The sequence below is a fragment of the Microbacterium panaciterrae genome (genome assembly GCF_039541635.1).
In the GTDB taxonomy this organism is placed as follows: domain Bacteria; phylum Actinomycetota; class Actinomycetes; order Actinomycetales; family Microbacteriaceae; genus Microbacterium; species Microbacterium panaciterrae.
Window position 1 is genome coordinate 126,571 of the sequence record NZ_BAABGP010000016.1, and the last position, 26,833, is coordinate 153,403.

Consider the following 26,833-nt stretch of genomic DNA (forward strand, 5'->3'; position numbering starts at 1 on the left):
CGGAACATGACATGCCCTCCAAGGAGCCGAGGCAACGTCACGTTTACAAAGGGCGCTGACCGGAGGGAGCCTCTGGAGCACCGACCACCTGCCCGAAGGCGGTAGCTCAAGCTATATCTCCTGTTGTCTCTTCAACCAGGGTACTCCTGCCATTCGAACATCGGAAGGGCGCACGATCGAAGCCGTGCTTTTCAGAGCGTGCACCTCTCCGCTGAGAGGGGGCGACCTATGTCTCAACCCGTTGGACGGACAGATCGCGTTCGACTTCGCCGAGCTGGAACGCGAGGAAGCGCGCAGCAAGCTAGGGGAATGGTCTGGAGCGCCGCTGCATTTCACGATGGACTACTACCCACCCGTGATGCTTGACGAAGCGTTCGAACACTGGTGCTTCCTCAACGGGCACGTGGGATCGCATCCGCGCAGTCAAATGTGGCACCGCAGCATTACCACCGGGGAAACAGAACTCGGCGATCATGTAGCAGCCTCTTTCGACGCCGACGTGCGACCGAGCCGTGAAGCAGAGGGGCCTGGCGAACTGCTCAGGCTGGTCGTCTGCGAACCGTGCGAGTGGCATATCATCGCGGGGCACGAGAACCTGGCGGTCGAAGCGTGGCACGATCACGCACGGTCCGGTTGGCGTGAGCTACCCGTCGTACCCGCTGAGATCCGCGTCCGCAACGAGAAGGGGCTGACCAAGCTCGCTCGTGCTTGGATCGCTGAGCACTATCCGCAACATATGCAAGTGCCGGGCGCGCCTATCATCACCGAACGCCAGAAGTACGGCACCCGGCATGTTCCGGGCTTCTCGCCGTGGGGCGGCTACGATCTTTCGTCGACCGCGCTCGGTCACCCGACGCGGGACCTTGACCACTCTGAGCGGCCCCGACGCAGCCAAGTCACGCTGCCGATTGAACTGAAGCGTCCCGACACAGCGCGACACGACCATCCTTCGATCGGCTTCTGAACACAAGCGTGTGGGGACGCGGCTCGATAGCCGCGTCCCCACACGCTTGAAGGACGGCCTTTTCAGGTGACCTCGCCGGTCTCCGGGTTGAGATTCGCGTAGAAGTCCGTCTCGGCCTGACGGCGGCGTTCTACGTCGTCGATCACGAACCGCACGAAGTCCTCGTCCCGGTGCGTGATCACGGTCTCCTCAATCGGGTCGGCGGGCTCTTCGCCCGGCCAGGAGGTCTGCCGGGTCGGGCGGTCACGGTCGAGGCGCGTGCCGGAAGCAGCGACCCAATCGCGCAGCCGCTGTCGGGTGTCGGCGAAGTCGCGATGCCAGCCGATCGGTGCGGAACCGTTTTGTGCGGGGTCGAAGGCACAGAGCCAATGCGTGTGCAGCGCCGACAGCTCCCACACCAGCTCGGAGTGCCGGTGCCATATCGGGGGCACGACCGACGACGGGAGCCCGTAGGTGTGCCGGAGCCAGTTGACCCATTGGTTCAGTTCGAGCCAGTGCGATTCGGCCTCGTCAGCGGTCAGGAGGTTCCAGTTCACCGGGCCTGGCGGTTCGTCCAGCATCGGCGGTGCCATGCGCGGCAGTTCTGGTTCCGGCTCATCAAAGTCGGGCACAACGCCCGCGTCGTCGCGCTGCTCATCGTCGGTGCTCATGCGCGTCTCACTGTCCGATGGCGGCGGGGCGCTGCTCATATGCGGGACGCTCAGGCGGGTCGAACCCCTGTTCACGGGTTACCCCTGCCGCGTCACGCGCGGCAGCCTCTTGTCGAGGTGTGCGATCGACCGTGTATGTGGAACGGGCTGCGTCGTGGCCGATCTTGCTCGCGACGAACTCCTCACCTTCGACATGCTGGCCTTCGCGCTCGAAGGTGTACTCACGGACGTATCCGGCGGCGAGGAATCGGTCACCCCGCTCGAACTTCTCCATCGCGTGCTCGGCGGTCTTGCGGTACGCGACGAGGTTGTGGAAGGTCGGATCGAGCTGGGTAAACGTTCCGTCTTCTTCACGACGGAAATGCTCGATGCCAACGCGCGCATAAAACCGGGGAATACCGTTCGGCCCATGGGTGAGCTGCGGATCGGTTGCGATGAACCCGTTGACGGATTGATCTGTCTTCATGGACATGACGCCTCCTTTGAACTTGGACTGCGCGCGGCGAGAGCCACGGCTGCCCGACAGGTGCTCGCTTTGCCCCGGCCTACAATCGCGGTGACGGTGGTGTGAACCCCGAGGGCGATCCTGGCGACGACATCTCAGACGGTGCCCTCTCGGTGCTCGCGCAGACGCCCATCGCGGGCTGGTGCGAGCGCACGTCCTCGACGCTCAGCACGCGCCCCGCGCCGACAGGTTCCGGTTCCGGCTCGGCCTGATGCTCCGCGTCGATGTCTTCTTGCATCGCGGCGAGCTGCGTCTCGATCCGGGCGAGATCCTGCTCGGCCGCGGTGAGTACCTGTGCGTGACGGAACGGCTGACCGATGCGCTGATCCGCATCGGAGCGTGCTTGCTCGGCATCGGTGAGGTCGGCGCGGGCCTGCTCGAGGAGAACGGGGATGCCGGAGACACGGTTCTCGATGCGCTGGATCAGGCCGATGCCGCCTTCGAGGAACAGATCACGGCTGAGCGTGAAGCCGCTGCGGGGAACGCCCGCGAGTCGGACACGCACCATGGGGTCTTGCCCGGGCGCGGGAGTCACGTCGACGGTGAATTCGAAGCCGCTGATGGTGCCGACGGTGCCGTAGTCATGGGTCGCGTAGCGCGGTGCCCATTTCAGGTCGGAGTCGTGCGCCCACTGCGCGAGCGCATGCGCGGCATCCACGCGCGAGATGAACTGGGTGCCGCGCAGCTCGATGCGGAACAGGTCACCGGACGTATCGCGGATGCGCGGGACTGCCGCTTCCAGCCCGTCGATGTCGGTGGTGATGCGGCGAATGTCGTCGTTCGCGCGGTCGCGGACGTGGTGCAGCATCGTCTCGTTGCGCTGGTGTGCTCGCTCCAACCGGCGAAGCCGGGTGACTTCGCTGTTGACGGTCGAGTGTTCCAACAGCAGCGGGTTGCCGGAACTGATCGCTTTCGCTTCCGCCGCTGACAGCGCGGACGAGTCGATTTCTTCTATCTCTCGGGAATCGAGCCTGCCGCGCATGATCTGCGCGATGAACGTCGCCTTCCGCTCCACGCCCTGCCACATGTACGCGTCGAAGGAGCGCTCGGTGACGAACCGGACGATCGCGATCTCCGGGTTCTGGTTCCCTTGCCGCAGGATGCGCCCCTCCCGCTGGGCAATATCGCTGGGCCGCCACGGACAGTCCAGGTGGTAGAGCGCGACCGCCCTGGCCTGGACGTTGGTGCCCACGCCCATCTTCCCGGTCGATCCCATGAGCACGGCGACGTGCCCGGAGCGTGCGGCGGAGAACAGCCGGCCCTTTTCCACATCGGTCTTCGCTTCGTGCATGAACCGGATCGACTCGGCAGGCATCCCGCGCTTCACGAGCTGCTCCCGCAGTTCGTCGTAGGCATTCCACCTGCTCGCGTTCGGGGTGCCGATGTCGGAGAACACCAGCTGCAACGCACCCCTCACCTGAGACGGCCCGCCACTGATCGTGTCGATATAGGTGTTGTCGCGCGTCTGCTCCCAGACCCGGTAGATCGTGTCCGCCGCCATATCGACTTTCGTCGGCCCGGACGGTGAACCGGGCGCGACCATCCGAATATCGAGCGCGCCTTTCCTGCCGTCGGTGGAGATGGCGAGCATATTGTCCTGATCCGGCGACACCGACCGTGAGGCCACCTTGTCGGCGCGCTGCCCGAGCGTTTCGATGAAGTGCTCCAACTCCACGGTCGGCTGCACCGGCACCGTGCGCGCCGCCCGCGACCCGTCCTCCCGCTCGGCGATATCGGGGGTGGGGAGGTCGAGGTCGTCGGCGGTTTTCACGTCCGCGAACACGGCCCAGAGTTTGAGCATTTCGGGCACGTTGGAGAACTTCGCGAACCGGGTCTTCATGCGGAACGTGTTGTTCCCGGCCGGGGCCATCTCCATCTGCGTGACCGTCTGCCCGAACGTCGCCGCCCATGCATCGAACGCGGAGATACCTGCCGATTCGAGCAGGTCGGGGCGCAGGTAGCGCTGCATCACATACGCCTCGGTCACGCTGTTGGAGATCGGGGTCGCGGTCGCGCCGGTCACGACACGTTCGCGGCCCTGGGTGCGGAGGTATTCGAGCTTCATGTGCAGGTCGCTGGCCCGGTTCGATCCCTCGATCGAGGCGTCTTGAATGTTCGAGTCCGTTGACAGGTTCTTGTACATGTGCATCTCATCGACGACCACATAGTCGATGCCGGTGTCCTCAAAGCACACTCCTGCGTCGCGGCCACTATCGATGCGTTCTTTGACCTTGTTCTCCAGCTGGAGGAGCTTGCGCTGGATGCGCTTGACGCTCATCTGGTTCTCGGCGGTCGCGGTGTCGAGCACGGCACGCATCTCATCGACCTGCGCGCGGACGTAGTCCTGTTGAGTTTCGGCGCGCAGCGGAATCTTCTCGAACGCGCCCTGCGTCATCAGCACGCCATCCCAGTCATTCGCCGACGCACGCGCGACGAACAGCCGCCGCTTGTCGGCGGTGAGGTCTTTGCTGGACGCTGCGAGCACGCGCGCCCGCGGGTAGATCTGCAACCACTCGCGCCCGAACTGTTCGAGCATGTGATTCGGAACGACCAGGACGGGCTTTGAGACGAGCCCCATCCGACGCATCTCCATCACGCCCATGATCATTTCCGCCGTCTTCCCGGCACCGACTTCATGGAAGAGACCGGCAGCGGGTTCGGCGATCATCCGGGCGACCGCTGAGCGTTGGTGTGGGCGCGGGGTGAAGTTCTCCGCCAGTCCCGGCAGGCTCAGGTATTCGCCTGCCCCGGTGTAATCCCGCAGCACGATCGAGTTGAAGCGCCGATTGTACTCGGCCACCAGCCGCTCGGCACGTTCGGGGTCTTCAAACACCCACTCCGCGAACCGCTCCTGCAGGCTGTCTGCCTTCTCCTGCGCGGCGGTCGTCTCCAACGGGTTCAGCACCCGTCGTTTCTTCCCCTCGGCATCCTCGATCTCGTCGTAGACGAGGAGGGCGCGCTGCTCCATGATCGCCTGCGCGATGTCGGGGGCAGGGCGGCGGTCGGTGCCCCACTCGCTCGTCGCCAGCAGCCCCTGTCTGCCGCCGCGCACTTCCCACATGCCCGGCAGCGGGTTTTCGACCTGCACGTCACGGGTGCGCAGCAGCTCGTTCAAGAACTGCGCGTGCGTGGCCGGGTCGATCCACACCGCGCCGAGCTTCGCCGTAATGTCTCCCACCCCCAGCGCCGCCGGGACAACCTCGGTGAGCGCGTCGACGTTCGACTGGAACTCCGGGTCAGTGGCGGCGCGCTCTTTCGCGGCGTCGAGCTTCACCCGCACGTCCCCGGAGAGATACGCCGGGGCGTGGATGAGGTCATCGGTCAGGGGGTCGGTGAACACGAGGCCGGTGAGCGCAGTGCGGGCTTCAGGTTCGTCCATGCCGAGCATGTCGGCGATCAGCGGCAGGTCGATGCTGCCGGTGCGATCCAAGCTCACCGCGACCGCATCCGCCGGAGTATCCACGCCCTGCACTTCGGCGCGTGGGGTGACGACGCGGCGGGTCATGATCGCCGCAGGCGTCGCGGTCTGGTCGGCGTCGTCGAATTGTTCCAGGGCGAGCACGAGCGCCCCGAACGGGTCGGAACGCAGCAACCTGATCGGCGTCGGCATGATCCGCGCGAAGGTCTCCTCGCCCTGCTCGTTGGTGCGACCGGTGCGGCGCAGCGTGTACCGGTTCAGTGGCCCGTACTTGCCGACGTACTTCCGGTAGTCGCGGTGCAGCTCGGCACGCATACTGGTGATTTCGTCAGTGTCGTCCACGGTCGCCGCCTCCAGGCTCAGCAACCGTGTCGCCTGATCCCGCAGCCGCAGCAGGGCACGCAGCTCCACCTGTGCTGTCTTTGGCACGACGAGGGGTTCGACGGTGCCTTCTGCGACGGTGCCGAACTCGCGCCCGGACTGGACGATGCTCCCGGCCCACAGCTCAGGCGGCGCGGGCACCCGCGCCGCCTGCCGCGCCGGCACGGTCGGGTCAGGTGGCGTGAAGGTTTGTCCGAAGCGGCGGGCGCGGAACGTGATCTGGTCGAGCGAGCCCGCGAGCTCCAGATGAAGCTCATCAAGGTTTCCGTCGACGGTGAGGGATGGCTGCCCGTACATGTCTTGGCGGACGTCGAGCGCGCCGAGCACATGCTCGGGATGCACATCGAAGTAGGTGTTGATCTTCGCCATCTGCCCGTCGATCCCGATCGGGGTGACTGTCTCCCACAGATCGTCCGCCGGGGGTTCGCCGTCGGCGCGGCGGCGCAGGATCAGCAGATCGGTCACCACGTCGGTGCCCGCTATCCGGCGGTGCGCCCCGGCGGGCAGGCGGACTGCGCCCACGAGGTCAGCGAGGAGTCCCATTTCGCGGCGTGCGCCGGGGTTCTGCGCGTCCATCGTGTACTGCGAGGTCAGCACCGCGAGCATCCCGCCAGGCCTGATGAGCCGCAGGCTCTTGAGGATGAAGTGGTTGTGCATCGACTGCTTCGTGCCGTTGTGCACAGGGTCATGCAGCACCACGTTCGAGAACGGCACGTTCCCGATGGCTAGGTCGAACGACCCTTCTGGCAGGCGCGTATCGGCGAACGACTCGCTCCGCACCTCAGCGCGCGGGTAGAGGGCGCGGCTGATCATCGCCGTCACCGGGTCCAGCTCCACACCCGTCATCTGTGCCGTGGCGGGGGCGAGGCCGATGAACGTGCCCAGGCCGCTGCCCGGTTCCAGCACGCGGCCACCGTCGAAGCCGAGCGCCTGCACGGTGCGCCACATCTGAGACGCGATCAGCGGGTCGGTGTAGTGCGCGTTGGTCGTCGTGCGCTCAGCCGCCTGCCACTCATCAGTCGGCAACAGCCCGCGCAGTTGCTCACGCTCGACCGCGCAATGCTCCTTGGACGTGTCGAATACATCGGGAACTGCGCCCCAGCTCGACCAGCGCGCCAGGACTCGCTGCTCATCCGCCGTCGCCGTCCGACCTTCTGCTTCGATGCGGCGGGCCGTCTCGATCGCGGCGACGTTCGCCTGGAAGCGAGCCTTCGCACCAGATGGTGCGAGGTCGTCACGGTTCGACGGCACGAACGCCGTCAACGGCTCCGAACGGATCGGCTCCGGCAGTGTGGCCGGGGTTAGTGGAGTTCGCGGAGGAAGCGGATCGTTGCTGCTTCGTCGAGCATCGCCTGGTGCTCGTTCAGGTAGGCGCGCGGAATCTCCGCCTGCACCATGCCCTCCAGAAACTCCACCGGCACGGCCCAGTCCTTGGCCTTCTGCTCCAGGTCTGCCGTCGAGGGCATCAGGTCGGGTGCGTCCTGCATCCGTTCGGCCCAGCGGATCAGATTCTCGATCGAGGGACTGGTCTGGTTCCACTCCTCGCGGGCTTCGTCCAACGGCAGGGCCGGGTCGCTGATCCAGGCGAGCTGATTCATCACGACCTCCTCTGCGATCCGCCGCGCCGTCATCCGACGTGCGACGTCCTGTAAGTAAGTCTCCTCCGAAAAGCTCCCCGTCGCCAGCATCCCCGCCGAGTTCGCTTCCAGCTGAGCCGACAGTGACAGGATCTGCCCCTCGACTTCCTGCCCCAACTGGGTGAAGAACGCGTCCGGGTTCTCCATCTGCGCCACCCGTTCCGGGGCCCGCTGGCTCCACGCCCGCATCATTCTGCGCCCGTACTGATTCACGGTCTTCTCCCTCCGGTTCGGTCACCGCGTTCTCGGCAACATTCGTGATGGTCTCGTCAGCGGTGGACTCTGAAAGCCCCCACAGATCGAACTCGAGCTGCCCCGGAGGAGGCTTGCGGCGGCTACGCCTGGCCATCTGAATCACCCCAGCACTTCGTCATGCGCGCGGAAGTGGCCCGCACGACACCGTGCGGGCCACCAGCCAAGGTGCGCTCACACCGCACGACTGCCTCGCTCCAACAGGCCCTCGATCTCGGCACGATCGCTCTTCAACCGGGCAGCATCGGCGCGGGTCGGCCAGGCGCGCAGATCGGTGACGATCGGCGGGGCCGTACGTAGAAGCGTCACGGCGGTGCCGAACGGGAGCGTCCTTATCCGGTCGGGCGGCAGGATCGGCACGCGCCGGATCGAGCGCTGGTTCGAGCGGGTGCCGTGATCGCCGAGCGTCACCGAGTCGGTGAACTCATCCCGCTCACCGATCAGGGCGCTGAGGTCTTGCAGGTCGCGACTGTTCGACGCACCACCGAGGACGATCTTCGTGATCGACGCATCCCAGATCGCGTTCGCTTGGTTCTCGTTCCACCGATCCCGCGCCTGCGCGAGCGACTGCAACACCGGCAACGTCGTGATCCCCGTACCGCCACCCTCAGCCATCAGTACCGGCAACGACGGCAACGGGGCGAGGTTCGCGATCTCATCAAGCGCGAGCAGCATCGGCGGGTCAAGCCGCGCGCCCGGCGAGCGTGCGGCGAGCCGCCGTGCAGTCTCGATGAGGTCTTCCACGAACGCCGCCACCAACGGCGCAGACGCACCCGCACCAGCACCTGTCGCCAACAGAAACAGGGTGCCGCGCTTCATGAGGAACTGTTCGGGGTCGAAGTCTTCACCCGGCCCAGGGGATACGGCATCGAGCACGCGCGGGTCAGCGAGCGCCGAAAGCGACAGGCTCACGCCCTGCCAGATCGAATCTCTCGTGCGAGGGTCGGCCTCGATCATCGACTGTAACGAGTCCGCCCACCCTTCAGCGGCCTGCGGACTGTTTGTGAGGATCGTGACGGCATCGCTTGCGGCGGTCGGGTCGAGCGTCCACCGGAACAGCTCGGCGGGCGTGCGGCGGTCCAGCGCCGCCGCGTGCAGCAGCGCTTGCAAGGCGGTGCGGGTCTTGCCCTCCCAGAAGCCGCCACCCTCGACCCCGCCGGAGCTGAGGCCGGTGGCAGAGGCGAGGCCGGTGGCGCGGATCATCGCCGTCAGCGGGTCTTCGCACCCCCGGATCGGCGACCACCTGAGCCCTGCCGGGATGCCCTCGGCCAGGTGCTGCGGGTCGAACACGGCGACCGGCCCGATCCGCTGCCTGGCGCGTAGGGTCGCGGTGAGGTTGTCGGGACGAGTTGAGGTCGTCACGACCGCGCCCGGCGCGTCGAGGATCGCCGGGATCACAATGTGCAGGCCCTTGCCCGAGCGTGGCGGGCCGATCAGCAGGATCGAGTCTTCGACCGAGGCCCAGACGCCGATGCCGCGCGAGGTGCCGATCAGGTAGCCGACATCGGCCGGCTGTGGCTCATCCAGCGACGGGCGCAGGTTCCCGGCCCGCTTCAGCAGCGCTTTCGCTGACGCCGTTTCGACGACTTCGTGCCGGATCGCGGCTCCGGCGAGGCGGTGTGGGTCGGTCTCGACCTTGCGTGAATGGCGACGCCACTTCGTCCATGCCCGCCCCAGCCCGGTCACAAGCCCGCCAAGGAGGACCCCGGTGACGATCCAGTAGACGACCGGGTTCAGTCCTTTGGCGTCGAGTGCCGTTGCCGGGTCGCCGGGATGCAGGAGCACACCGATGCCTGTGATGGCTCCGGCATCGGGCTGCGGTGTGCCGGTGAGGAATGCGGTGATCGATCCTGCCGCGCGCAGGATCAGGGCGAACCCGAATAGGGCGACCAGCCCGATCATGAGCCAGTTCGTCAGCTCGTCACCGTAGCCGCCGGTCTGCCTGCCCGGTGCCGTGCCGCTCACGACAGTCTCCGAATCACGAATGACCCCGAGATACGACCGATTAGTGCGACCTCGCCGGTCTCCGCCGCCGGAATCTGTGCCGCGTCAAGTAGCGCCCGTGCCTGCCCGCCAGGGGCGGCATCGGTGTGAGCGACGATGATCGCGACCGCGACATCCTCGCCCGAGATGAACCTGTCGCCGTTGACTTCGACCAGCACCGGAACCGTCTTCACCGCCGGTACTGGAGCGGGATGCACTTCCGGTACGCGTGCCGGGGTGCGGCGGCTGGGGGCGACGATCTCGGTGAAGGTGTTGCCATCGGCTTCGGTGACTTCGACGCGGACGGGGGTCATCCGTTGCCCGGTGATCTGGTCGATGACGCGAGCGAACCCTGCGCGCCGCCACACCTGTTCTCCGGGTGGCGGGCCGAGGGGTTCGCCGTCGACGGTGACGGTCATCGTGCCGTCCGTCTGCACGTTCAGGCAGATCAGCGGCATCGACACGGGCAAAGAGTCGGGGCGTTTTCTCATGCCCGCCAGGTGCGCGAACGATGCCTAGAGACGCGGCGCGGGAGGCTCCTGCCTGCGCGCTGGCGCACCGAACTGGGCGGACTGCGTGGCCCGGTTCTCGGTCTTCCTCACCCAGCGGTCGACTTCGACGAGTAGGTTCGGGAGATCCTCGATCTTCGTCTCGCCTTCGCGCTCGGTGCCCCAGTAGTGGGAGCCGTCCGGGTGTCTGACGATGCGTTCTGCCCGCCATGTCCATGAGGTTGGGAGGCGGTCTTCGTCGCTCCAGTCGGTGCCCTCGTACTGTTCCTCAATTGCGAACCGTGCCGAGTTGCTGCCTTCGGGGTAGAACACGAAGTGCCCGCCACCGAATGTGAGCGGGTCTTCGTACTCAAAGTCGACGCTGTTCTTGTGCTGATCCGCGATCCGCCGCAGCCCGTCATCGAGCAGCAGCATCGCCTGCGTGTGCCGGTCGCGGTCGATCCCGTCCTGACTCATCACGCACCGCCCGAGGCCAGACCACTGGCCCTGGAGCTCGTGTCGAAGAGTTCGAGCTCAGCGGGGTGCAATTGATGTTGTGTGACGAAGCTGCGCTCCTTGATCCGCCACAAGCCCTGTCCAATACCGAGGCTCGGGAGAAGCTTGCGCTCGGTGCTGGTGAGGCCGAGCGCGGCGGAGGTCGCGCCGAGCTGGTCGGACTCCTGCCGGTAGATGATGCGTGTCTCTGCATTCGCGAGTAGCGAGTTCGCCAGTGACCGCATCGCAGAACCGGCATCACCAACGTTTTCTAGGTCGGTGAGCTTGTGGAAGATGAGCATGTTTGCGATGCCGTAGGCGCGAGCGAGACGCCAGTGTGCATCCATTCGCTTGAGCAAGGCGGGGTGGCTCATGAGCCGCCAGGCTTCGTCGTAGATCACCCACCGCTGCCCGCCGTTCGGGTCGAGCAACGCGGCCTCCATCCACGCGGACGAGCACGTCATGAGCACGGAGATCAACGTCGAGTTCTCGGTGACGCGGGACAGGTCGAGGCTGATCATCGGGAGTGTCGGATCGAACACGACCGTCGACGGCCCGTCGAACAGGCCGCTCAGGTCGCCTTTGACGAGGCGGCGCAGCGCGTGGCCGACGAGTCTGCCGTCTTCCGCGAGACGTCCGTCTGTATCGTCGCGGGGCTCGAGGATGCGATCGACGATCATCGGTAGGATCGGCACGCTGTTTTCCCGCACTGTCGCGGTGAGTGCTGTGTCGATCGCGGTGTGTTCGAGCGGGGTGAGTGTGCGTGCGAGCACGGTCTCGGTGAGTGCGCCGATGAGGTCGCGGCGACGTGAGGCGACGGTGCTGGCCCATTCCTCATCGCTGAGACCGTCGGGCCGGTAGCCCTCATCGAGCGGGTTCAGGCGCGTGTTCAAGCCGTGCCCGAGCACGATCGCCCGCCCACCGACAGCACGCGCGACTTCCGTGTGCTCGCCTTTCGGGTCGCCGGGAACGTAGACGCGCCGCCCGAACGGAATCGACCTCGTGTAGAGACTCTTGGCGAGGGCGGACTTGCCGCTGCCGACGATGCCCGCTAGTACCAGATTCGGAGCGGTGATGATCCCGCGCCGGTACAGCTCCCACGGGTCGTAGACGAATGAACCGCCCGAGTATAGGTCTTGCCCGATGAAGACGCCTTCGGAGCCGAGGCCGCCTTCGGCGAGAAACGGGAACGCGCCCGCAAGAGCTGCGGACGTGTCCTGATGGCGCGGAAGTCGGAACTTGCCCGGCGTCCGCAACGCGACGGCCCCCGGTTCTCCGGCACGCGGCAGGTAGATGGTCGCGCGTCGCTCGGCACGCTCCGCTTCAGCCTTCGCGACCTGCTCGGCTTTCTCGCGTGCGTGCTTCTCTACCTGGAGTTTGACGGCGGCTTCGTGGCGCTGCTTGCGTGCCCGACGTCGTTCTTTCGCCGGGGCGACGAGCACGCTCGTATGCAGCCGCTCGGTGTCTTCACTGTTCACCGCCCGAGCCCCCGTTCGCGCTTGACTGCGGCGATGCCCGGATGCTCGAACCAGCTCCGCGACTTCGCCTGCGCCTGCCGTTCATCGAGCGCGTGCGGCGCGCGTTCGATCGTCTCGGCTACCTGCGGCGGGGTCTTCTGCCAGGCGATGCGCCCGAGGAGCCCGGATGCCTGATCGAGGGCGGCTTCGGCCTGCCCGACTTCGCGTGCAGCGGTTGCGAGGAAGTCGGCGGCGGCCCACGCATCGGCATGCCCGATCTTGTCATCGCCACGGTCGGTGGAGGCGCGCTGCTGATGAGCGAGGGTGTTGCGGGCGAGCTGGTTCAACACCTGTTCGAGGTTGCGCGTCGCCCCCAGCATTTCCCAGACGAGACCGTAGAGGGCGTCGGGATGGTCGATCTGCCGGGAGGCGTGCGCGAGACCGCGTATCGCTTCCCTGGCTTCAGCGGCATCGGCTTCGGGATCGTAGAACGTCGGCATGATCGTGCCCTTTCAAAAGTGAGGAGTTGGTGGCGGCAGGCAGCTGCGAGTTCAGACGCGACGACCCAGCGGGAGCGCTGCCGCCGTGAACGCGACGGCCTGTTGCCCGACCAGGAGCCGGGTCTCGCAGGACGCTTGGATCGCGGCCTGTTCGATCCCGGAGACCGCCGCGTCGAGCTCTTCGACGGTCTCGGCAGACACCGATATGAGGCCGGTGTAGCGGAGCACGCCGTGACCTGCGGTGAGGTCAGCTTCCTGCTGAAGCACGTCACGGAACTCCGCGCTCTGCGACGCGTCCTCGACCTGCCCGATGCGTTGCCGCTGCGCCTGATCCGAGATGTATTCGACCTTCTTCTTGCGGATGTCGCGGGCGGCCTGATCCGACCGCATCGGCGTGCACAGCAGCGAGAACGACCGTTGGATACCCGTCGACAGCAGCACCGGGGCGAGGAACCCCGGATAGACCAGCGAGCGCGGCCACTCCGACACCCACAGCACCGCGTGATATGCGGAGTCCGTGCGCAGCCGCGACCACGACTCGTTCACCGACACCGGGCCAGCCGTCGCGAGCGACTGGCCAATTTCGCCGTGACGCTCCAGTGTCGCCGCGACCGCCGGGTCATAGGCCGAGCGGAGGATCACGGCGATCTGCCCGCACGAGAGCCAGTGCTTCGGTGCGAGGTCTGCCGAACGCAGCGCGGCAGTCAGCGTCGACATCTCCTGCCGGAGCACCGCTGCAGCCCCACGAATGCCGCCGCCTGCCGTGCGGATCTGTCGCGCGGCGGCGTGCATGTCCAGCGACAGGCTGAGCGTGGTCGCGTGGCGTTCTCCGGCAGGGCCTGCCCGTTCGATCAGCTCCGCGTAGGTGTTCGCGGCCCATGACCCGTCAGCGGTGCCGTGCTCGGCCCACCATTCGGCAAGCCCCGTTCCCGAGTCAGGCAGCGTGCGTTCGAGGACTTGCAGAGTTGCAACGCGACCGGAGCGGCAAACGGTCGCCAGCACGCGCCCCCACGACGTGACGCGACGTTCCTGCTCGGACGGGTCGAGGAGTACGAATGCCGGGTGCGTGACCTCGCAGACGGCAGTGAGCGTGCCCGCGTAGGGATCGTGGATCATGCCCGCCTCGGTAGTCGGGTCGGTGTACTCGCGCAGGCTAGACATGTCGCCCGGCAGCGCGAGCGTCCCTTCAGGGCGAGGCTTGACGACCTTGCGCCGGTAGATCAACTGCTTGCCGGTGCTGCGCCACAACCACTTGACCGCGATCGGCACCCACTCGACCATCTTTCGCCCACCGATCGACACCCAGGTGAGGATCGCGCTCATCACCCAGATCGGCGCGGTGTAAGCGACGAGGATGCCGCCGCCCGCGTAGAACGCGAACACCAGCGAAGCACCCCCTACGCCGAGCGTGACCAACTGTGCAGCGGAGAGTCCGAGCAGGACGCCGCGCCTCGTGAGACGGGAGAACTTCACCGGGGCCAGGCCGCCGGATGCGTCTTGGCTGTCTCGTGTGCTGTTGCTCATGGCTTACTCCTTTCTTGGCTTCGGCATCGGTGGAACATTCGGCGGCGGGGATTTCGGCACTGGCCCCGGAGCAGGTGGCTGCGGGTTCGGCGCGGGCGGTGCCGGATCGGCGGGTTGGTTCGGAGTCGGGACGGACGGTGGCGGCGTCGACGAACCGGGGTCATTCGGCTGATCCGCGCCACCTGCTGCGGTTTCGGCTTGGGTTCCGATTGCCCCGCCAAGAGCCGGGCCAGCGGTTCCAGCGGCCTGCACGACTTCCGCCCCGACAATGACGGCGGCAGCTGGGCCTGCGGCAACCGCACCTGTACCAGCCCCGGCACCCGCTCCAGCGCCGCCTGCCCCTGCTCCTCCGGCTCCAGCACCCGCGCTCGCACTCGCCGGGGCTCCGCTTGATGGCGGTGGCTTTGGCGCGTCGCAGCTTCCACCGCCGGAGTCTCCGCCGTCGAGGACTTTCTTCGGCCCGTCGCCGGATGGCTTCGAGGCGGTCGGGACGGGGCGGTTCATTGCGGCCTTGGCTTCCTGTTCGCTGCCCATTGCGTGATACATGTCGAAGCCCAGGAAGCTGATGAAGCGGTAGACCATGTAGGGCGCGAACGCGGCGATGAACAGCAGCACGATGCCGACGATCGGCTCGGTGATCGCGGTGAGATCCAGCTCGATCGGTGTCGCGATCTGCGTGATCGCGATGAGGAACACGACAACGAGCACGAGCTTGGACAGGATCAGTGCCAGGACGAATGCCGCCCACTTCCCGAACCAGGAACGGGCTACGTCCCACGCGGCACCAGACAGTGCGATCGGGGCGAGTATGACCGCGACGAGCAGCAGTGTCTTTCGGATGAGGAGGCTGAACCACACGATCGCGACGGCGGCGATCATCAAGCCTGCGAGGAAGATCGTGACGATCGCCCCGACACCCGGTGCGGCAATGTTGATCGCGGTCAGACCGGCGGCGAGCAGGGCGATCTTGATGCCCATCGTTCCGGTCGTCTCACCCGCTGCTTGCACGATCCCGATGCACAGTTGATCGACGATCTCGAGCGCGAGCCCGGTCAGCGTGATGACCAGGAACGATCCGAGGATCGATTTCCCGGCCCCGAGCGCGGCTCTCGATAGTGCGGTGGGGTCGCGTCTGACCAGGCCGAGGATGAGCTGGAAGCAGAAGAAGATCAGCACGATGAAGACCGCGACGCCAAACAGCAGGTTGTAGACCGAGATGAACCCGGTCCCGGTGAGGTCGACGAGCGTGGTCGAGTCGAAGACCGTCCACATGGTCTCGATCAGCCATCCGGCTGCTTCGCCCATCGCTGACGCGAGCCAGTTGAAGGGGGCCGCGACGAGTGTCGCGGCTGCTTCGCCCGCGACATCGCAGACGTTGGAGATGATCGGGACATCGCAGACTCCCATCACGAACCTCCTCAGATTGGTGGTTGACGGGTGGGTGTTAGACCTGCTGGCCGACGCCCCAGGAAAAGTTCACGAGCGTCACGGCAGCACCGCAGATCACCGCTGCCCCGCAGCTGACGAGGACGCCGATCTTGCCCCTACCTGCGAGGTGCGGGTTCGAGGAGTTCGCGCCGAAGCCCCAGACGATCGCGCTGATGATGAGCGCGAGGACGCTGAGGATCAGGCCGACCGTCATGACCGCGCCGACGATGGTCCGCAGCTGCGCGATACCGGGCAGCCCGTTGTCGTTGGGGTCGATGCTGATGTCCATCGGCAGCACGGCCGGAAGGACGGACAGAGTAGAAAAGAGGTCGAACACGATGTGGCTCCTGACGAGGAAGCCCGCCTGGTAGCGGGCAATGAACGAGGTCATCCCCGAGGTGCACGCCGCGCCACAGATATGCGAAAGTGCCCGCCCTCTTGACGAGGACGGGCGCATGACGCGGGTATCTAGAGTTGTTCGCCGATGCTGATGAGCCAGTTCACCCAAGCGACCGCGCAGCCTGCGAGGGCGGCAGCTCCGAGGGCGACGAGGGTTCCGGTGCGGGCTTTGCTCGCGACACCGTAGTTACCGCTGGAGGCTGAGATTGCCCAGATGATCGCGGAGACGATGAGCATGAGGACGGCCACAATCAGCACGATCGTGAGGAGCGCGCCGATGACGGTCTTCATGTCGCTGACACCGTCGAGTCCGCCGAAGTCGGGAAACACGTTCATCATGCACCTCTGCACTGGTCGGGGGAAGATCCGGATGGTTCAAGCAGGTCTGTCGCGTCGTGATCGGTGAGCCAGGGCGTCGGGTCGATTGCTTCACCGTTCGTGCCGCCGGGTCGCACTTCGAAGTGCAGGTGGTTGCCGGTCGAACGTCCGCTGGAACCGACGTCACCGATGTGCTGGCCTGCGGTGACGTGATCGCCTGCTGTGACGTGGATGCCGTCTTGCCACATGTGCCCGTACGCGGTGGCGACGGTCTGCCCGTCGACGGTGTGCTCGACGACGATGAGGCCGCCGTACCCGCCGGAGAACTCCGCGACGGTGACGACGCCATCGGCGGCGGCGAGGATCGCGGTGCCGCCAGGCGCGCCGAGGTCAATGCCGGAGTGGAACGCGGCCTCTCCAGTGATCGGGTCGGTGCGCGGCCCGAATACGTCGGTCTGTACCCAGGCTCCCTCCGGCAGCGGAAACACCACCTCCGAGGTCTCCGGCACTGTCTCGCCGGTGATCTCCGATCCAGAGCTCCCAGCCCCGGTGCCGTTTGATGGCTTGGTGAGCGCGTCGAGGATGCTGTCGGCGACTGGCCGGTAGTCCTGATAGCGGTCAGGGTAGGCGGAGACCTCGACGGCTTGCGCGGCTTCGCCGGGGTCGAGCTGTTCCCAGCCAGGGATGTCGAGGAGGCCGCGCGGACTGGGATAGTTCGGCCCGTCGGGGCCACCGAAGAATGCACGTGCTTGGTACGTGGTGTCCATGAGCTCGGCTACGGTGCCCCAGCCCGCTTGTGGTCGCATCTGGAACAGGCCCAGGCTGTCGTGGTCGGAGCCGTTGCCGTCGTTCGGATAGTCGCCGCTCGCCGGGTAGGTGCCGGTGTTCGCGAGCTGGCGCAGGGTGCTCTCGGTGAGGGCAGCCACGAGCGCGATCCGGATGCCGTTGACGCCTACACCGTCGATCCCGGCTCCGGTTTCGATGATGGTTGCCGCGTGCGTGAGCTGCTTCTTGTTGAGCGTGAACGTCACCCCGCCTGCGGTCGTCACGGTCAGTTCGTCGGGGATCTCACCGAGCATGATGTTGCCCGAGATGGTGCAGTGAGCGTTCGCAGCGGGGTTCGCGATGAGCGCGATCCCGACCAAGCCCATCATCGGCCCCAACAGGAGAATCGCGGCGACGACTGCAACGGCTTTCTTCAGCATGGTCCGCCTCCGCTATCGGAGCGGGTTGTCGAGCTGCGAGAGACGCAACAGCGAACAGGGGTCGTTCCCGGTAGGCGGGCAGACGATGAACACGGTGAACGCGACGTCGATTGATGAGGTCTGCGGGTCGTCGTTCCACATGCCGTCACGGTGTCGGGTGCCTTCAATCGTGTACGCGACGGTGCCCGGAGCGAGCTGGCCCGGTTGCGCCCGTGCGACCGCATCTGCCCAGGCTTCGGGGATCGTGATCGAGTCGATCATGAGGTACTGCCGAGTCGCATATTGGCGCAGCTGCAGCCACGCACCCTGTGTCGGCAGATACGCGGCAATATCGCCCGCAAGCCCGGCCTGTTCCTGCCCGGATGGATCACCGACTTCGAGGATCACCGAGGTGTAATCGAGAGGCGTGAACCCCGAGCCGGTGTCCCAAGCGAACAGTGCTTCGGCCACGTTGCGGGCAAAGGTCTCGGCATCACGCGACTGCACCACGGGGGGAAGCTGCGGACGACCGGGCGTCCACGACTCTCTGGGGGCGCTCGGGGCGGGGCTGGCTGTTTCGCCAGGCGGCGTGGGCGTGTGATCGCGATCGGGGCCGGCGAGGAGGCCGTAGATGCCAAACCCGGCCAGAACAACAAGAATCACGCCAGTCGCGATCAGAGCGATCAAGCGCCGACGTGAACGAGAATCAGGATGAGGGGTCATACCCGGCAGGTGCACCCGCACACCCGCCGGGCAATGCGGCGGTCAGAGTGCGTGAAGATGCCCGCGCGCGACCGTACCGGGCTTGCTATCCCAGGCCTCGCGTAGCGCATCGGCGAACTCGCTGGAGCCGTCGACAGTGGCGAGGAACGCCGTGACCTGTTCGTCGGTGAGCGCCGCTGCAAGGCTCGTCACGTCGAAGTGCAGCCACCACGATTCCAGCTCGCTCCACGTCGTCACGAATGCGCGCACCGACCATCGCTCCGGCACTAGCGTCACCGTAGATTTCCCTGCTGCTGACGTGCCCTTGATGCTGCCACGTTGAGCGCGGACGACCGCTTCCGCGGCGAGCGCTTGTAGATCGGCCGCGTCATCCGAGTGCGCTTGCTTGACCGCTTCACGAATGCGCGCATAGGCGGGATGGACGGGCTCTCCCGCGTTGACCTGCTCGACCTCGCGCGTGGCCTGCGCCCGAAGCTCCGCAGGCTGGCCGAGGTCGTCTGCGATCTGTCGCAGGTAGGCGATCTTGTCGAGCGTCTTGTACGACGGAGCACCAGGAATCATCGACGCCGCCTGTTCACGGGACTCGCCGGTGGGCGTGTCCAACGGCTCCGGAAATTTTCCGGAGCCGTTCCACCTCGGCTGATACTCGTCAGAGAACTGGCCCGCACCCATACGGCGAGCAGCATCCTCAGCCATGAGGGTCTTGATTTCTTGGTAAAGGTCGGCGGCTTCGACGGGAGTGAGCGCCTTGTGGAGCTTGTCGTCGTCTTGTTCCGCGAGGAGGTGCCCGAGCTGGTCGGAGATGCCTGAGCGCACCCACACGCCGACCGTCCGCCAGCCGAGCTGTTTGATCGCGGCGAGCCTGCGCGCCCCGCACACGAGTATCCCGTCGAGCGTCACGGTCAACGGCTGCAACAGCCCATGCTGGGCAATTGACGCGGCGAGGTCGTCGAGGTCGCCCAGATCGGTGCGGTGCCGTGCGCCGACGATGATCGAGTCCACGGCCCGATCCAGCTCGATACTGCCGCCGCGTCCGCTCACGACCGACTCCCATCAGATGGAGCCGCGAGCGCGATCATGAGCACGAGGTCGTCATCGCGCAGCAACACCCGCAGCGGTTCACCTATCAGCAACCGCAGCAGGACACCCCGGCCAGCAATCGTGGCGGCATAGGACGGGTGCGGATGCCCGAGCAACGCCTTCAGGAGTGCTGTCCATGCGTCGGCGCTGATGTCGAGGAGGGCGCGGGAGTGCTTGTCGCGGCGGAGCGTTTCATAGGCGCTACGCCGGTTCCCGATGAGCGCGAGGGCCTGGCAGACGTGTTCGACCCCGGCGCGGGCGATGTGCGGCGGCCACCCCAGCAGCGTGAACAGTGCGATCGCGTCTTCCATCGCGCTGCCAGCCGAGGTGCACGCCTCCTCCGAGCCGCCAAGGGAAGCATCCTCGGTGGGGTCGGCGTCGGTGTAGTGGAACGCCGGGTGGTAGTCGGGGAGCGGGTTCTCCCTGTCGGAGAGTCGCTCGGGATCGTGGAATGCGGAGACGTGTGGGCGGCGCGCCTGGTGCGTGGAGCACAACAGGCCCTGCCCGCGTTCTTCCGCGATGCAGGTGATCCTGACCGCGTGAGTGACGACGCCCCACGGGTCATCGGCGGTGCGGGTTGCTCGTGCTCGCATCACGTCGAACGCCGCGCTGGCGGCTTCCCACGGGTCGAGGCCGTGCTTGCGGGCGAGGGCCGCGTACTTGTCGGCGGCGTAGGCCATAACCTCGCGGGCGATCGGGTCGTGCTCCCATGCGTGCGGCCCGGTCTCGTGGAGCCGGTGCAGGAGAGCACGGAGCCCTTCGCTGGTCGTGAAGTCTTCTGGCTCACCAGTAGGCGTGTGATTCTTCATCGCTGTTTCCTCCTTGGTGCCAGGTGCACTGCCTGATCCATGTGACGGTGTGTGTCGCGTCGGTCTGGCTCACGTTCATGCCTTTCCGACCGCCGCCCGAGTGGGTGCTTCGTGGCGTGCGCCGCGCCCGAAGGACGACAGCGGTGAGAGCCGCCGCGCCTGCTGCCCGAGCGCAGTTCGCGCGGCGGCGATCTTGCCGCGCAGCTCGGCATCGAGGCGCGTGTGCAGGTCGAGGCCGCGCCCGGCGAGGGCGCTGGAGTGGCGCGCCATCAGATCGGTCGGGCGTACCCACTCCACGCCTCGTGCCTGGGTCAGCTTCGACTTCTCCGCAACGTCGCTCTCCGCGACCTCGGTGTCGAGTGCTTTGTCGGCGGTGTCGATCTCGAGGAGCTTCCGGCGACGGTCAACGTCGGACTCCTGCACAGCCTCGGGCACCTTCACCGCTTCGACCGGCGGTGTTACCAGCTCTCGTTCAGGTGGCGACTGCCGTCGCGCCATGTCTGAGTCGTTGTGGGGATCGGTACTCATGATGGGTTCTCCTTCTTCTCATCCCCGTCGCCGGGGTGTGGTTCATCGGTGGCCGATGTGAGCCAGCGGCCCACGGTTGAGGGGTGCACGCCCAGCTCGCGGGCGATCGCTTTGTTCGACCACTGCGCTTCCGCAACCGCTTGGCCTGCTCCCGCCGCCCCACCTCGTGCGGTTGTTCCTCGACGGGCGTGATCGTTTCTTGTGCGGCGAGTGGGTCTAACAGCTCGTCGGCATCCTCGCGTGCGTCGTCGGCGTCAACTTCAGAAGCTGGATTCGTGGGTTGTGTCGAGCGGGTGAGGACGACCGTGAGATGGGTGCTTGCCAGAAGCACGAGCGGTGGTACCGCTGCGACTGCCGCCGCCAGCACAGCGGGCACGCTCGCGTCCGCTGCGACGACCGCGTGCAGTGCATTCGCGGTGACAGACATCAGGGCGCCGCCCATCAGCAGCGCCCACGGGTACCAAACACCTGCACGCTCATCGAGCGCGACAACTGCGATCGTCGAGACGACGATCTGGCCATCCACCAACAGTGGCCAGATCCATGCCTGTTCCATCGCGATACCCGAGCGAGTTGCTAGATCCGCGAGCGACATGAACGACAGCCAGAACGCGCCTATACCGATCAGCACGGTGCCGGTCGCTGCCGTCATGACCGCCCAACCCCATTTCGGTCTCTGCGCACTCATCACAGCCCCCGACTAATCACCGAGACTGGCGGCTCGTTCTGCATGAACTCGGAACCCGCCTGGCGTATTAGGGCGCGATGGCGCGGCCCGTTGGTGCTGACGTGGTGATACGCCGAGTAGACCGTTCGGGTGATCTCGCGCTCGCCGAGCCCGGACTGACTTGCCGCCGGGCCGAGCGCTTCCAGAGCTTCACCTTGCGGGTGCCCGTGCTCGGCCATGCGGCAAGCGGCCTTAAACAGCCCGAGGTTGCGCTCGCCCTCGGGCCTGCCTGCGACCTTCGAGGCGAGCCGGGCAACGTCCAGCGGCCAGCCGCCCGGCGGCTCCGGCACGGGAACGTACTTCGGGCGAGGGTCGAGGAAGTCGCGCAGCCGTTGCGCGTCCAACGAAACGACCGGCCCAGTAGCCACGGTCTCGACCCGGTACGGCACCCAGTGACCGTCAAGCGCGCGGAGCGAGGGCGGCACGATGATGTAGCCGCCGTCGCCCCGGAAGTCGATGCCAGTGTGACCCACCTGCCATGACCGTTGCTCCCGCTCCTGGTCGGCCGGGAAGTACAGGTGCCTGCCGCCGGTCGGCGTCGTCACCGTCGCCAACGGCTCCGGGAGCATTCCCGAACGCGCTGCGCGAGCGAACGCGATGTGGCCGTTGACGCCGTGCATGTCGACATCGACGACGACCACGCCGGAGGTGGCACCAGTCGGAAGGGCGAGGTTCGCCCGAGGCCGCTCCCGCCACCACAGCTCGACCTGCCTGGCATCGACGGATGCCTCATGGAAACCACGCTCGGGGATCGGATGTTTCTCACCCGGCGCGCACGGGAACACCGGCACGCCTCGCCGCGCCAACTCGCGCGCCGCGATGGAGACGGGCAGCCCCTCGGTGAGAAGTCTGAAGGCTGCAGCGACTGCCGAGGTTCGGCGCGTCGTGGCCTCGCGGGCCTCGTCCATCGTCGGTCTCCCTTCCTCCAGTGGCTACCCCCGGCGAGGCGGCCGTACGACCGTGAGGTGCGTCGAGAGGATCAGGAAGACGAGACGGACAAGGAGACGAGACTGTGACCGTCAGGCTTCGCGAAGAACCCGACGAGTCCCTACCGGATTACCAGTCGATCCGGGGTCTCAACGGCCAGAGGCCCATGTTCTGAAAAGACCGGCTCAGAGTTGGCAGATTCGGCTCACCGCGTCAGGCTGTCTGGATGCGGAGCCGTCGGTAGTCGCCAGGCGTGAGCCCGACGTACTGGCGGAAGAGCTTCGTCGCGTGCGAGCGGGAGTGCCACCCCACGCGCTGCATCGCTGCGGTGACCGTGAGGTCGGTCTCTCGGAGGTATTTTGCCAGGTTCTCAGCGCGAATCATCGTCAGAAACGCGAGTGGTGTCTTGCCGTAAGCCTCCACGAACACGCTCGATAGGCGAGAAGACGATAGGTGTACCTCGGCCGCGAGTTCTTCCAGTGTCCACCGTCGAGAAGGGGCGTTGCGCAGCAAACCAGCTGCAGTGCGGGCCTCTGCCCGCAGCGGTACGAAGCGGCGATCCCTGGGCAGGCTGGGGCGGATGTGTGCGCGCTGGGAGGACGTGACGCGTACTGGGGAGGCTCTGATGAACGGGGCGACGACGTGCATGATCTGGAACCACAGGGCATGTATCCGGTAATAGTGGTGCACGAAGTCGCCGTCGAGGCTGAGCGAGACCAGTTCATCGAGCCAGGGCTCCAACATCCTTGCGTGGTCCTCGCCCAGGCGGAGGACCTGCGCAGGCTCCGTGTAGATGGTTTCGGCGAAGCCTTGTGCGTTGAAGCGATCCTCGAGGAGGCCCGCGTACTGCCAACGCACTTGATCGTGCACGTAGTCGGTGTCTAAGTAGACCGTCGTGACGGTGATGGAGCCCTCTGGCTCCGATCCGCAGAGCACGTTCGAGCCGAGCAGAATTACGTCGCCGACCTTGACGGGCCTCTGGCCAAATTCGGAGAAGAGAATCGCGCTGCCGTCGCGGACGACGATGACCTTCACACAGTCGTACGCCACCGGACCCACCGATTGATGGACTGTCCTTGTGCGAGCGAGAATCGGCTGGAAGGGGTTCGAGCCGTCGTCGTTGCGGTTGGTCGCAGCACTTGTCATTTCAGACTGCATGCTCATGGGGCACGTAGCCTTTCCAGCAGGTTGCGTTGGAAACTCCATGTCCTGGGCGCGGGTAAGAAAGCTGCCTCGCTTGCCGAACTGTTCCAATGCAGGTGATCCAGCGCGCGGAGGTGAGGATTGCCGCGTCGCGCGTGTGCAAGAGCGGTTGGGGTGGCACGACCTCGCGGTCCCCAACCGCTCTTGCAGGTCGGTCTAGAAAACCCCGTTGGTGTGCGGGAGGTCTGCAGGGACGGGGATGACGACGTCCCAGTGCTCAACGATCTTGCCGTCCTGGACGCGCCACAGGTCGTTGTAGATGGACGGAACTCCGAACTCACCTTCGGCACGGGTGAAGACGAAGTTGCCTTCGGCGATGACCTGGTGGAGCGTCTTGTAGGCGAGGTTTTTCCCGTCCACCGCCCACTTCTCGACGGCCGCCCCGAATCCAGCGAGGCCGTCGGCGGCGTCGACGTTGTGCTGATTATACTGATCAGTGGAGATGTAGTCGGTGAGCTTGGAATAGTCGGCACCGATCAGGACGAGGTTGGCAAACTCAGTGATGAGTGCCTTGTTCGCTTCGGTCTTGTCGAGGTTGGTGGTCTGGGCGGGCCCATCGGTCTGAGTGCGTCCACTTACCGTGTTCTCGACGACGGCGGTGAGCGCGTCCCAGTGCTCGACAATCCTGCCGTCCTGGACTCGCCAGACATCGAAGCCGGTCAGCGGGACCGGCCCGAAACCGTAGTAGATGCCCTGAGTGACGACAAGGTCGCCGTCGGCGATGATCCGGGCGGGCTCGTACCGGAAGTCGTCGGTGAGGGATGACACGAGGTCCTTCAGGCCGGCGATGCCGTCGCTGGCAAGGGTGGAGTGCTGGATATAGGTGGGACCGAAATAGGTGTCGATCGCCGTGATGTCCTTCTCACCGAAAGCGGCGGTCGTGGCGGCGGTGACGGTCTCTGCGGGGGTCATTTCAGTGGTCACGGGTGTCTCCTCAGTCGTGGTGACGGTGTTTGATTCGGATAGCGGCGGCGAGGATCCTCAGGGGAACCTTCCTTTGGTCTATCACATGGGTTACTATAGGAGAGTTTCAGCTAGATCGATATAAGGCACCAAAAGGTAAGTTGGTGGTTTTTTAGTAAGTGGAGGCGTGATGGTGGAGTGGGATCCGTATGACCGCAACTGTCCAACACGGAAGGTGCTGGACCGAATCGGGGACCGTTGGACGGTCCTCGTTGTGGGGACGCTGGCTGGCGGCCCGTTGAGGTTCTCCGAACTGGCGGCCCGGATCGACGGGATATCGCAGAAGATGCTCACTCAGACGCTCCGTGGGCTGGAGCAGGACGGTTTGGTGACACGGACTGTGACTGCTGCGGTCCCCGTTCGTGTGGACTACGAGCTCACCACGGCGGGGCGCAGTCTCCAGGAGCCGCTGAAGGCCTTGGAGGACTGGGCGAAGGAGCACATGGCGTCGATCCTGGATGCTCGGGACAGATTCTCGGTGGAGGCACCCCGATGACAGAGACCGTGGTAGGCCGACTGGTGGACTACTTCATCGACGACGTGCTTCCTGTCGGCCAAGCAACGGATATCCGTTCCCGCAGGCCCAAAGGGAGCAGGAACCCCGACAACCGTCGACTCCTCGCTGCTCTGCTGACCTCCCGAGCGCCGGGACCACTTCCGGTGGGAATACTCAATGATCTCGATGCATTGCTCAGCGGCGAGCGGGAGGCCCGCGGCACTGTTGAAGCAGACGCATTGCCGACACTGACCGATCGAGGCATAGCGCTACCGGGGTTCCCCACGGACCGGGTGGGAATGTGGCGCGGCGATCTAACCCGGTTGCGCGCCGATGCGATCGTCAACGCTGCCAATGACCGAATGCTTGGATGCTTTATCCCTGGGCACGCTTGCATTGACAACGCTATCCACGCTGCCGCGGGACCGCGCTTACGCGAGGAATGCGACGCGCACATGCGGAGCCAAGGTACCCCCGAGCCCACCGGTCACGCCGTTATCACGTGCGGTTACAATCTCCCGGCCGCCCACGTCATCCACACCGTTGGCCCGATAGTGCGCGGCGAACTGACTGACATCGATGAGGGTCTCCTCGCGCTCAGCTACCAGTCGATCCTTGACGCCGCTCACGCACGCTCCGATATCGAAACTGTGGGGCTATGTAGCATCTCGACCGGCGTATTCGGTTTCCCGAAAACGGCTGCAGCACGAGTCTGCTTGGAAACTATCGCCTCCTGGTTCGACCGGCACCCCGACAGTGCCCTCCGGATCATCATTAGCCTCTTCTCCGATGTGGACGAGGTTGCATACCGCACGGCGCTGAGCGAAATGGTCCCATCGTGAGTCATCCCCACCAGCAGCTTCCGCCACTGGTTGGTGGCCATGGCACGATCCAGGACGCGTTCGACTGGGTCGACGCCGCCGACCGGGTGCTGATCGGCGCTGGTGCAGGTCTCTCTGCCGCGGCCGGTTACGATTACGGCGACACGGAACGGTTCAAAGAGTTGTTTCCTGCACTGCATCGCGCCGGGTTTCATGCTCGTTACGAACTCGTCGGATACCCTCTCCCTCCACGCCACCAGTGGGGATTTTGGGCTGTGCACGTCAACGACATCCGCCTCGGTGATCAGCCCGACTCGGTGTACCAAGACCTGCGAAACCTCGTCGGTGATCGTGATCACTTCGTCATGTCCTCCAACGTCGATGCATTGTTCACCCGCAACGGTTTCGACGCCGCTCGGGTCTACACACCTCAGGGCGACTACGCTCTCTACCAATGTCTGACTCCGTGCACGCGACAAGTCTGGGATGCCCGTGGCATCCTCCGTCACGCTCTTGACGACTACGACCCGAGAACCGGTGCGACTTCAGAGAAAGCAGTCCCGGTCTGTCCGAACTGCGGCGGCGCGGTGACGCTTAACGTTTTTGCGGGCTCCTGGTACATCAATGACCACTTTCAACCCCAACTCCACGCCCTCAATGACTGGCTCCACAACGCCGCTCACGAGGGCGGGAACACCGTGGTCATCGAGATTGGCGCCGGTTTCAATACCCCCGGAGTTATCCGGTGGCCCATCGAACGCATCACCACACACCTTCATGAAAGCCGCCTCATCCGCGTGAACACCAATCACCCTGGGGTCCCGCCCGCGATTGCGCCCCGCGCCGCATCCATCACAAGCAATGCAATGGACTTCGTCCGCCGCACTTCGGCCTGGGGTTGACCTGACTGAATCGGCCTGGGATTTTCGGAGGGCGATGTTAGGCCGCGACGGATTCGTCGTGGGTGTGGGTT

General features: G+C 65.7%; 24 protein-coding genes and 2 pseudogenes. 4 read left to right on the forward strand and 22 right to left on the reverse strand.

The genetic code is table 11. The features are described 5' to 3' along the window. Window positions 1-241: 241 nt before the first annotated feature. A complete protein-coding gene (locus ABD882_RS11975; protein ID WP_345187224.1) occupies window positions 242-964 on the forward strand; it encodes a DUF6349 family protein in 723 nt (240 codons plus the stop codon). 62 nt (window positions 965-1,026) lie between these two features. On the opposite strand, the gene ABD882_RS11980 is transcribed toward ABD882_RS11975, so the two are convergent. The 22 genes and pseudogenes from ABD882_RS11980 to ABD882_RS12085 all read right to left on the reverse strand — a co-directional run bounded on the left by ABD882_RS11980 (window position 1,027) and on the right by ABD882_RS12085 (window position 24,504). Next, window positions 1,027-1,614: a hypothetical protein gene (locus ABD882_RS11980; protein ID WP_345187226.1), complete on the reverse strand. Its 588-nt coding sequence runs from the start codon at window positions 1,612-1,614 to the stop codon at window positions 1,027-1,029. 7 nt (window positions 1,615-1,621) lie between these two features. Continuing rightward, a complete protein-coding gene (locus ABD882_RS11985; RefSeq protein WP_345187227.1) occupies window positions 1,622-2,086 on the reverse strand; it encodes a single-stranded DNA-binding protein in 465 nt (154 codons plus the stop codon). A gap of 73 nt (window positions 2,087-2,159) precedes the next feature. Continuing rightward, entirely contained in the window at window positions 2,160-7,181 is a 5,022-nt protein-coding gene (locus ABD882_RS11990) for an SNF2-related protein (RefSeq protein ID WP_345187229.1), read from the reverse strand. Between the two features lie 38 nt (window positions 7,182-7,219). Next, window positions 7,220-7,768 (reverse strand): hypothetical protein, encoded by a 549-nt coding sequence (locus ABD882_RS11995; RefSeq protein WP_345187231.1) that lies wholly within the window; start codon window positions 7,766-7,768, stop codon window positions 7,220-7,222. 213 nt (window positions 7,769-7,981) lie between these two features. Beyond that, window positions 7,982-9,709 (reverse strand): type IV secretory system conjugative DNA transfer family protein, encoded by a 1,728-nt coding sequence (locus tag ABD882_RS12000; protein ID WP_345187232.1) that lies wholly within the window; start codon window positions 9,707-9,709, stop codon window positions 7,982-7,984. Window positions 9,710-9,768: 59 nt separating this feature from the next. Continuing rightward, window positions 9,769-10,209 carry a hypothetical protein gene (locus ABD882_RS12005; RefSeq protein WP_345187234.1) on the reverse strand — a complete coding sequence of 147 codons (441 nt, stop codon included), beginning with the start codon at window positions 10,207-10,209 and terminating at the stop codon, window positions 9,769-9,771. 96 nt (window positions 10,210-10,305) lie between these two features. Continuing rightward, window positions 10,306-10,755: a hypothetical protein gene (locus ABD882_RS12010; RefSeq protein WP_345187236.1), complete on the reverse strand. Its 450-nt coding sequence runs from the start codon at window positions 10,753-10,755 to the stop codon at window positions 10,306-10,308. Next, on the reverse strand, window positions 10,755-12,251 hold the full coding sequence (locus ABD882_RS12015) for an ATP-binding protein (RefSeq protein ID WP_345187237.1): 1,497 nt from the start codon (window positions 12,249-12,251) through the stop codon (window positions 10,755-10,757). Before ABD882_RS12015 ends, ABD882_RS12010 begins: the two co-directional genes overlap by 1 nt. Then, window positions 12,248-12,730, reverse strand: coding sequence for a hypothetical protein (locus ABD882_RS12020; RefSeq protein ID WP_345187239.1), 483 nt, complete (start codon window positions 12,728-12,730; stop codon window positions 12,248-12,250). The genes ABD882_RS12015 and ABD882_RS12020 overlap by 4 nt, the downstream gene beginning before the upstream one ends. A gap of 51 nt (window positions 12,731-12,781) precedes the next feature. Next, a complete protein-coding gene (locus tag ABD882_RS12025; RefSeq protein ID WP_345187241.1) occupies window positions 12,782-14,254 on the reverse strand; it encodes an SCO6880 family protein in 1,473 nt (490 codons plus the stop codon). Between the two features lie 3 nt (window positions 14,255-14,257). Beyond that, on the reverse strand, window positions 14,258-15,661 hold the full coding sequence (locus ABD882_RS12030) for a conjugal transfer protein TrbL (protein ID WP_345187261.1): 1,404 nt from the start codon (window positions 15,659-15,661) through the stop codon (window positions 14,258-14,260). 37 nt (window positions 15,662-15,698) lie between these two features. Beyond that, complete coding sequence (locus ABD882_RS12035; protein WP_345187262.1) at window positions 15,699-15,971, reverse strand: DUF6112 family protein; 273 nt, start codon at window positions 15,969-15,971, stop codon at window positions 15,699-15,701. 179 nt (window positions 15,972-16,150) lie between these two features. After that, the gene (locus ABD882_RS12040; RefSeq protein WP_345187264.1) at window positions 16,151-16,417 is read right to left on the reverse strand and encodes a DUF6112 family protein; all 267 of its coding nucleotides are present in this window, start codon (window positions 16,415-16,417) and stop codon (window positions 16,151-16,153) included. Between the two features lie 11 nt (window positions 16,418-16,428). After that, window positions 16,429-17,604, reverse strand: a pseudogene (locus ABD882_RS12045) (M23 family metallopeptidase); the annotation flags it as partial. Window positions 17,605-17,616: 12 nt separating this feature from the next. After that, window positions 17,617-18,306, reverse strand: a complete 690-nt coding sequence (locus tag ABD882_RS12050) for a hypothetical protein (RefSeq protein ID WP_345187243.1) — start codon at window positions 18,304-18,306, stop codon at window positions 17,617-17,619. A gap of 42 nt (window positions 18,307-18,348) precedes the next feature. Further along, window positions 18,349-19,347, reverse strand: a complete 999-nt coding sequence (locus ABD882_RS12055; RefSeq protein ID WP_345187245.1) for a ParB N-terminal domain-containing protein — start codon at window positions 19,345-19,347, stop codon at window positions 18,349-18,351. Further along, window positions 19,344-20,195 carry a hypothetical protein gene (locus tag ABD882_RS12060; protein WP_345187246.1) on the reverse strand — a complete coding sequence of 284 codons (852 nt, stop codon included), beginning with the start codon at window positions 20,193-20,195 and terminating at the stop codon, window positions 19,344-19,346. Before ABD882_RS12060 ends, ABD882_RS12055 begins: the two co-directional genes overlap by 4 nt. Window positions 20,196-20,270: 75 nt before the next feature. After that, on the reverse strand, window positions 20,271-20,723 hold the full coding sequence (locus ABD882_RS12065) for a hypothetical protein (RefSeq protein ID WP_345187248.1): 453 nt from the start codon (window positions 20,721-20,723) through the stop codon (window positions 20,271-20,273). After that, window positions 20,720-21,375: pseudogene (locus ABD882_RS12070) on the reverse strand (DUF2637 domain-containing protein). The gene ABD882_RS12065 and the pseudogene ABD882_RS12070 overlap by 4 nt, the downstream one beginning before the upstream one ends. A gap of 35 nt (window positions 21,376-21,410) precedes the next feature. Further along, on the reverse strand, window positions 21,411-22,358 hold the full coding sequence (locus ABD882_RS12075; protein WP_345187250.1) for a bifunctional DNA primase/polymerase: 948 nt from the start codon (window positions 22,356-22,358) through the stop codon (window positions 21,411-21,413). A 232-nt stretch (window positions 22,359-22,590) separates the two neighbouring features. Beyond that, a complete protein-coding gene (locus tag ABD882_RS12080) occupies window positions 22,591-23,535 on the reverse strand; it encodes a helix-turn-helix transcriptional regulator (RefSeq protein ID WP_345187265.1) in 945 nt (314 codons plus the stop codon). Window positions 23,536-23,736: 201 nt separating this feature from the next. Continuing rightward, the gene (locus ABD882_RS12085) at window positions 23,737-24,504 is read right to left on the reverse strand and encodes a nuclear transport factor 2 family protein (RefSeq protein ID WP_345187252.1); all 768 of its coding nucleotides are present in this window, start codon (window positions 24,502-24,504) and stop codon (window positions 23,737-23,739) included. 169 nt (window positions 24,505-24,673) lie between these two features. Between ABD882_RS12085 and ABD882_RS12090 the strand changes: the two genes are divergently transcribed. From ABD882_RS12090 to ABD882_RS12100, 3 genes are read left to right on the forward strand one after another with little or no spacing between them, the layout of a single operon-like run. Then, window positions 24,674-25,039 (forward strand): winged helix-turn-helix transcriptional regulator, encoded by a 366-nt coding sequence (locus ABD882_RS12090; protein WP_345187254.1) that lies wholly within the window; start codon window positions 24,674-24,676, stop codon window positions 25,037-25,039. Continuing rightward, window positions 25,036-25,881 carry a macro domain-containing protein gene (locus tag ABD882_RS12095; RefSeq protein ID WP_345187255.1) on the forward strand — a complete coding sequence of 282 codons (846 nt, stop codon included), beginning with the start codon at window positions 25,036-25,038 and terminating at the stop codon, window positions 25,879-25,881. The genes ABD882_RS12090 and ABD882_RS12095 overlap by 4 nt, the downstream gene beginning before the upstream one ends. Beyond that, window positions 25,878-26,762, forward strand: a complete 885-nt coding sequence (locus ABD882_RS12100) for an SIR2 family NAD-dependent protein deacylase (RefSeq protein ID WP_345187257.1) — start codon at window positions 25,878-25,880, stop codon at window positions 26,760-26,762. Before ABD882_RS12095 ends, ABD882_RS12100 begins: the two co-directional genes overlap by 4 nt. The last annotated feature ends 71 nt before the right edge of the window (window positions 26,763-26,833 follow it).

Coding starts and splice junctions, on each gene's coding strand:
- ABD882_RS11980 (WP_345187226.1), bottom strand. CDS start 1,614: ATGAGCACCGACGATGAGCAGCGCGACGACGCGGGCGTTGTGCCCGAC.
- ABD882_RS11985 (WP_345187227.1), bottom strand. CDS start 2,086: ATGTCCATGAAGACAGATCAATCCGTCAACGGGTTCATCGCAACCGAT.
- ABD882_RS12000 (WP_345187232.1), bottom strand. CDS start 9,709: ATGATCGGGCTGGTCGCCCTATTCGGGTTCGCCCTGATCCTGCGCGCG.
- ABD882_RS12005 (WP_345187234.1), bottom strand. CDS start 10,209: ATGACCGTCACCGTCGACGGCGAACCCCTCGGCCCGCCACCCGGAGAA.
- ABD882_RS12010 (WP_345187236.1), bottom strand. CDS start 10,755: ATGAGTCAGGACGGGATCGACCGCGACCGGCACACGCAGGCGATGCTG.
- ABD882_RS12020 (WP_345187239.1), bottom strand. CDS start 12,730: ATGCCGACGTTCTACGATCCCGAAGCCGATGCCGCTGAAGCCAGGGAA.
- ABD882_RS12025 (WP_345187241.1), bottom strand. CDS start 14,254: ATGAGCAACAGCACACGAGACAGCCAAGACGCATCCGGCGGCCTGGCC.
- ABD882_RS12030 (WP_345187261.1), bottom strand. CDS start 15,661: ATGGGAGTCTGCGATGTCCCGATCATCTCCAACGTCTGCGATGTCGCG.
- ABD882_RS12035 (WP_345187262.1), bottom strand. CDS start 15,971: ATGGACATCAGCATCGACCCCAACGACAACGGGCTGCCCGGTATCGCG.
- ABD882_RS12040 (WP_345187264.1), bottom strand. CDS start 16,417: ATGAACGTGTTTCCCGACTTCGGCGGACTCGACGGTGTCAGCGACATG.
- ABD882_RS12050 (WP_345187243.1), bottom strand. CDS start 18,306: ATGACCCCTCATCCTGATTCTCGTTCACGTCGGCGCTTGATCGCTCTG.
- ABD882_RS12060 (WP_345187246.1), bottom strand. CDS start 20,195: ATGAAGAATCACACGCCTACTGGTGAGCCAGAAGACTTCACGACCAGC.
- ABD882_RS12065 (WP_345187248.1), bottom strand. CDS start 20,723: ATGAGTACCGATCCCCACAACGACTCAGACATGGCGCGACGGCAGTCG.
- ABD882_RS12075 (WP_345187250.1), bottom strand. CDS start 22,358: ATGGACGAGGCCCGCGAGGCCACGACGCGCCGAACCTCGGCAGTCGCT.
- ABD882_RS12080 (WP_345187265.1), bottom strand. CDS start 23,535: ATGCAGTCTGAAATGACAAGTGCTGCGACCAACCGCAACGACGACGGC.
- ABD882_RS12090 (WP_345187254.1), top strand. CDS start 24,674: ATGGTGGAGTGGGATCCGTATGACCGCAACTGTCCAACACGGAAGGTG.
- ABD882_RS12095 (WP_345187255.1), top strand. CDS start 25,036: ATGACAGAGACCGTGGTAGGCCGACTGGTGGACTACTTCATCGACGAC.